This window comes from Vibrio sp. 1288, from assembly GCF_033344475.1.
The window spans coordinates 1-564 of the sequence record NZ_JAWPOX010000929.1; the positions used below are offsets into that span (position 1 = coordinate 1).

General features: G+C 46.3%; 2 protein-coding genes. One reads left to right on the plus strand and one right to left on the minus strand.

Going from position 1 to position 564, the window contains the following annotated elements; all coding sequences use genetic code 11:
* Nucleotides 1-229 (minus strand): FAD-dependent oxidoreductase (locus R8O11_RS30150; RefSeq protein WP_318195252.1); only part of this gene is annotated, 229 nt, incomplete at its 3' end.
* A gap of 110 nt (nt 230-339) precedes the next feature.
* Between R8O11_RS30150 and R8O11_RS30155 the strand changes: the two genes are divergently transcribed.
* The coding region (locus tag R8O11_RS30155; RefSeq protein WP_318195253.1) for a proline racemase family protein at nt 340-564 on the plus strand (225 nt) is incomplete at its 3' end.

Sequence of the window (564 nt, forward strand, 5' to 3'; positions counted from 1 at the left end):
GATCTATCTTAGGTAATTGAGGGATCAAGGCCGGCGTGGCAAGAGGAAAAACTTGCTCGGTCGCGATGTGCCCGGCATTACCTTTCGAGCACCCATTGCCCACTCCATTCGGATCAAAAATGGTGACGCGATACCCCTGCTGTTGCAGTTTTAAGCCAATCGACAAACCGATGATTCCCGCCCCTATAACCGCGATGCTTTGATTTCTGAGTTCTTCCTTACCCAACATGAATATGCTCCAAGTCACATTTGAAAAAGCAGATTGTATACAATATATTTTACATTACGATAACATCAAGCTCGTTCGATTCAACCCATTTCTTCAGCAAGGAGAGAAAAATGAGACAAGGAACCTTTTTCTGTATCGATGCCCATACCTGTGGAAACCCAGTGAGATTGGTGGCTGGTGGTGTTCCACCACTTGAGGGCAACACGATGAGTGAAAAGCGTCAGTATTTCTTAGAGCATTATGATTGGATTCGACAAGCACTGATGTTTGAACCGCGTGGCCACTCAATGATGTCGGGCTCCGTTGTTTTACCGCCTTGCAGCGACAATGCAGAT